Consider the following 5,237-nt stretch of genomic DNA (forward strand, 5'->3'; position numbering starts at 1 on the left):
TTGCCATAGGTGATCAGCAGGGCATCTTTTTGAGACCAAAGCGTATTTCCCGGAACGCGCGCGCGTTGGCGTCGATCTGCTGCACCCGGCCAAAAGGCGTCGATGACCATGCTGGAGAGAATATCGCGATCAAGGTCAGGATATATTTGCTTGAGCAGCGCCGAAATTTTCGGACCAATCGAACCCGCGGACTCTTTCATAGAAATCTAACTCACATATCCTGTCGTTGAGCTTATTTCTAACAAGTGGCGTCCAGCTTAGCGAGATACGAAGTGTCTATGGAGGAGGGTTCCGGTCTAGGGGGCTTGGCTCAGATCGACGCCAGCCTAAATTTAAGGCAAATTTTGAAAGAGAGAGCCAAAAATTTGTGCATGGCGAGCCGCATTCGAGGTTTGCAGTTTTTGCACGAATTGTGGGTGTTGAAGGTCTAGATGGCGCGAAGGTGCGCGGGCTAGGATTATCCCGCGCGGCGCATGTCCAAGTGCTCGGACGGCGTGTCGAGCAGAGGTTTGTTGTTCTTTTGCAAACGCTGGATAAACGTTTTGCAGCGCTTGCCCTCAATAATTGGACGGGCAGGGGCCATTGGTGGCTTGGCCGTGTCAACCAGAGGGCGCACCGTGTCGAGCTCGCTCAGGACTTTTTCAGATCGTTCCGCCACCAAGAGGCTTTCGACGGCTGCGCCATCGACGTCGATAATCTCGTGCTGGTCAAACAGGATGTGGATGTAATGAACACCGTTGGGCGGTGTGATTTGCGCGATGCCTTCGAGACCGACGAGTTTGATCGCAGCGACCAGAATTTCAGCACTGTCAAACATCCGCTCGGCGACTTTTGAGCGCGCGAGAATGCGGTGTTGCAGTGAGACAAGCAACGCTTGAGCGGGCGTGTTTTGACCCAAGGCGTGAGCGGCAATACTGACTGGGCGGTTCTTTGGGTTCGCAAGCAGATCATCGTTGCTCAGGATTTTGGAACCAATCCAGCGGATGGGTTGATATCCGTGATCATGGGTCCAAACGAGGTCGCCGACCTTCAGGGCCTTGCCTTTGACAGAGCCAGATTTAGTGCGCACCTGACTTTCAGAGGTGATGCAAAGCACCGCATCGCCGGGGGTGAATGTGCCGTTGATCGAATTTCCAAAGATATCCCATTGGAAACTTTCGCCGATGGCAACATCGGTGTGTTCGAGAATTGAATCCGATGTCTCGCCACTTGCGGCGCCAGCGGTGGCCGTAATTGGCGCAATGTTGTCGGCGCTGAAAAAGCTGATGACGGTGTTCGTTGATGTATCCGTCAGGGCAATGCCGCTGCCTTCATCGGCGTCGCTTGCGGCGTTTCGGATGCCAACTGGAATAACGTAAACCGTGAAATCGGCATTATCTGGATCGGGGGTTCCTGTCAGGGTGGATAGGTTGACTTCACCACCAGTGATTCCGGCACCCGTATGGAGCGTTCCATCGTCATCGTACACGCTGACAACGAAATCAGCCGGATCATCGTCCGGTCCAAGGGTGATTTCGGTAAATTCGCCGTCATTGGCGACGCCCGTTCCCCTGAAGTGTATCTCAGAAATAAAAGCCATAGGGCTTTGTACGCTGGAACTTTGTCAAAATTAGGGGGAGAATTCGGTTTTTGCCATCCCTAGGGGCGACGCAGGATGCGTAATCTGCCTAAGGGAAAAGCGCCGCGCCCGTGAAGGCGCGGCGCTGTTTTTTAGAGGTTCGGATAGAGCGGGAAGCGTGCGCAAAGCTCTGCGACTTCGCCGCGCACTTTTGCTTCTACAGCTTCGTTGCCATCCACGCCGTTGGCGGCGATGCCGTCCACAACTTCGATGATCCAATCCGCGATCTGACGGAATTCAGCTTCGCCAAATCCGCGTGTCGTGCCAGCGGGGGAGCCAAGACGAATGCCGGACGTCACTGTCGGCTTCTCAGGGTCAAACGGAACGCCGTTTTTGTTGCAGGTGATGTGCGCGCGGCCCAAAGCCTTGTCCACGATGTTGCCTGTTACGCCTTTTGGACGCAGATCTACGAGAACAACGTGCGTGTCTGTTCCGTGTGTCACTGTGTCGAGGCCACCTTTGATCAACTGATCGCTGAGCGCTTGCGCGTTCACGATGACCTGTTTGATGTACTCTTTGAATTCAGGGCGCAGGGCTTCACCGAAAGCAACCGCTTTACCTGCGATGACGTGCATCAAGGGGCCACCTTGGATGCCTGGGAAGATCGCAGAGTTGAACTTTTTCGCCAGCGCCTCTTCATTGGTGAGGATCATGCCGCCGCGTGGACCGCGCAGGGTCTTGTGCGTTGTTGTTGTCGCAACATGCGCGTGCGGGAAAGGGGATGGGTGCTCGCCTGCCGCAACGAGGCCAGCAAAGTGCGCCATGTCGACGTGAAGATATGCGCCAACCATGTCCGCGATTTCGCGCATACGTTTGAAATCGATCTGACGTGGGATAGCAGAGCCGCCCGCAATGATCATTTTCGGCTGATGTTCTTTTGCGAGCGCTTCAACTTGGTCGTAGTCCAGCAGGTTGTCCTGCTTGCGCACGCCATATTGTATAGCGTTAAACCATTTTCCTGATTGGTTCGGTTTTGCGCCGTGCGTGAGGTGGCCACCCGCGTCCAAGGACATGCCGAGGATTGTATCGCCCGGCTGTAGGAGCGCTTGGAACACACCTTGGTTCGCTTGGGAACCTGAATTTGGCTGAACGTTGGCGAAGCCACACCCGAAGAGTTCTTTTGCGCGTTCAATCGCGAGGTTTTCAGCAACGTCGACGTGCTGGCAACCGCCATAGTAGCGACGACCTGGATAGCCTTCCGCGTATTTGTTGGTCATCACGGAGCCTTGGGCTTCCATGACGGCAGCAGATACGATGTTTTCGGATGCGATCAATTCGATCTCATCACGCTGGCGGCCTAGCTCGGCTGTGATAGAGCCGAAAAGCTCTGGGTCACGCTCGGAAAGAGCCTGTGTGAAAAAAGCTGTGGAATCGGTCGTCATAGCGGTTCTCCGGTAAAGCAGCAGAATTTGATGGGGACGTCCTATACGATTAAGGCCGGTGCTCAAGGCTTATATACGACGATTGTGCTATTTGCCGCGCCATGGCTGGTGGTCCGGCGAAACTTGTGTTTCTTTTGGGGCCATAGGTTTCGCACAGGAAACAGCGCATGACGCTCAAGATTTCATTTTTGGCCAGTGATACAGGCACCGCGCAGGCCGCGCGGGGCGCTTTGGTCACGCGGTATGGCAACGTTGATAAGGAAGAGGCGGATGTCATTGTCGCGCTTGGCGGGGATGGTTTTATGCTGTCGGTGCTGCATGGCACGCAAAATCTAGCTGCGCCTGTTTATGGGATGAACCGGGGCACAATTGGCTTTTTGATGAACGAATACAGCGAAACCGGTTTGCAAGAACGCCTAGCGGAAGCGGTTGAGGAAGTCGTTAATCCGTTGTCGATGAAGGCGATTGATCGCGATGGCAAATCCTATGATGAGCTGGCGATTAACGAAGTGTCCTTGCTGCGCGCGGGTCCACAGGCGGCCAAGCTGCGCATCTACATTGATGAACGTCTCAGGATGGAAGAGCTGGTGTGTGACGGAGCGCTTTTAGCAACGCCAGCTGGTTCAACCGCTTACAACTATTCTGCGCATGGTCCCATTTTGCCTATTGGTGCGGATGTTTTGGCGCTGACGGCGATGGCCGCGTTCCGACCACGGCGTTGGCGGGGGGCGTTGTTGCCAAAAGCGGCGAAGGTGCGTTTTGAAGTGCTCGATCCGCAAAAGCGCCCTGTGATGGCAGATGCAGACGGGCGTTCGGTCAAATATGTGGTTCAGGTGGATATCCAGTCTGAACCAAGCATCGCGCATCGCATTCTGTTTGATCCGGGTCATGGGCTAGAAGAACGGCTCATTCGTGAGCAGTTCGTCTAAGCCCAATCTCTTGATTTAGCCGTAGATCGACACGGGTGTACCTGCGACGGCAGCCATGTTGAGCAGGCCGCGCGGCGTTACGCTTGGGTTTACGATATGCGCGCGGTTGCCCATGCCCATGAGCAGTGGCCCGACCTCAAGTCCGCCTGATTTCATCTTGAGAATGTTGCGCGTGGCAGACGCGGCATCGCCTGAACCAAAGATCAGAATGTTTGCCGCACCTGTGAGGCGGTTGTTGGGTAGCAGCCTTTCGCGGAGTTCGGGATCGAGGGCTGCGTCGATTTTCATTTCGCCCTCATAGGCGAAATCAGTGCCCATTTCGTCCAAGATCGCCATGGCTGCGCGCAGACGTTTGCCCGGTCCGTCGGCCTGTGTGCCGAACTGGGATTGCGAGCAAAATGCGATGCGCGGCTCGATGCCGAAACGGCGGGCGTGTCGGGCGGCGCCGATGGCGGTCTGTGCGATTTGCTCTGGCGTGGGCTGGGTCCAGACGTGGGTGTCGGCGATGAAGAGAGGGCCATCTTCGAGCACCATCATCGACAGGGCACCATGGGGTTTGTGTGCGTCCGAGCCGAGCACTTGGTTCACGTAGTTCAGGTGCCAGCGGTATTCACCGAAGGTGCCGCAAATCATGCTGTCGGCCTCGTCGCGGTGGACCATGACGGCGGCAATCGCGGTTGAATTGGTGCGCATCACGGCGCGGGCGATGTCGGGCGTGACGCCCTTGCGCGCGACAATGCTGTGATAGGTTTCCCAATAATCGCGGTAACGTGGATCGTTTTCGGGGTTCACGATTTTGAAGTCACGTTCGGGGCGGATCGTGAGGCCAGCGCGTTCGCAGCGGCGATTGATCACCTCTGGACGGCCAATGAGGATTGGGGTTTCTGTGGTTTCTTCCAAGATCGCTTGGGCGGCGCGCAGCACGCGTTCATCTTCACCCTCGGCAAAGACGATGCGGCGCGACGCGGTTGCCGCAGCCTCGAACACAGGGCGCATCAGGAGTGCGGATTTGAAGACGGATTCGTTGAGTTTTTCGCGGTAGGCATCAAGATCATCGAGCGGCTTGCTGGCGACGCCTGTGTCCATCGCGGCCTTGGCTACAGCGGAGGACACGACGGCAGAAAGGCGCGGATCGAAGGGTTTCGGGATCAGGTAATCGGTGCCGAACGTGAGTTGCTCACCTTTGTAGGCGGCGGCGGCCTCGGCGCTGGTGGTGGCGCGGGCAAGTTCGGCGATACCGGCGGTGCAAGCGAGCTTCATTTCATCATTGATGTCGGTCGCGCCCACGTCGAGCGCGCCGCGGAAGAT

4 protein-coding genes and 1 pseudogene are annotated in these 5,237 nt (G+C 56.4%); 1 reads left to right on the forward strand and 4 read right to left on the reverse strand.

The genetic code is table 11. From position 1 onward, the window contains the following. The 3 genes and pseudogenes from ABJQ89_RS20995 to glyA form a co-directional block, all read right to left on the reverse strand. A pseudogene (locus ABJQ89_RS20995) lies at nucleotides 1-200 on the reverse strand (alpha-amylase); the annotation flags it as partial. Nucleotides 201-457: 257 nt separating this feature from the next. Next, nucleotides 458-1,579: a Hint domain-containing protein gene (locus ABJQ89_RS21000; RefSeq protein ID WP_348498103.1), complete on the reverse strand. Its 1,122-nt coding sequence runs from the start codon at nucleotides 1,577-1,579 to the stop codon at nucleotides 458-460. A 131-nt stretch (nucleotides 1,580-1,710) separates the two neighbouring features. Further along, complete coding sequence (glyA, locus tag ABJQ89_RS21005; RefSeq protein ID WP_348498104.1) at nucleotides 1,711-3,000, reverse strand: serine hydroxymethyltransferase; 1,290 nt, start codon at nucleotides 2,998-3,000, stop codon at nucleotides 1,711-1,713. A 167-nt stretch (nucleotides 3,001-3,167) separates the two neighbouring features. Here glyA and ABJQ89_RS21010 point away from each other — a divergent pair, with 167 nt between their 5' ends. After that, on the forward strand, nucleotides 3,168-3,929 hold the full coding sequence (locus ABJQ89_RS21010; protein ID WP_348498105.1) for an NAD kinase: 762 nt from the start codon (nucleotides 3,168-3,170) through the stop codon (nucleotides 3,927-3,929). Nucleotides 3,930-3,944: 15 nt separating this feature from the next. Here ABJQ89_RS21010 and ABJQ89_RS21015 read toward each other — a convergent pair. Further along, nucleotides 3,945-5,237 (reverse strand): phosphate acyltransferase (locus tag ABJQ89_RS21015; protein ID WP_348498106.1); only part of this gene is annotated, 1,293 nt, incomplete at its 5' end.

The sequence above is a fragment of the Planktotalea sp. genome (genome assembly GCF_039984035.1).
Classification (GTDB): Bacteria; Pseudomonadota; Alphaproteobacteria; order Rhodobacterales; family Rhodobacteraceae; genus Planktotalea.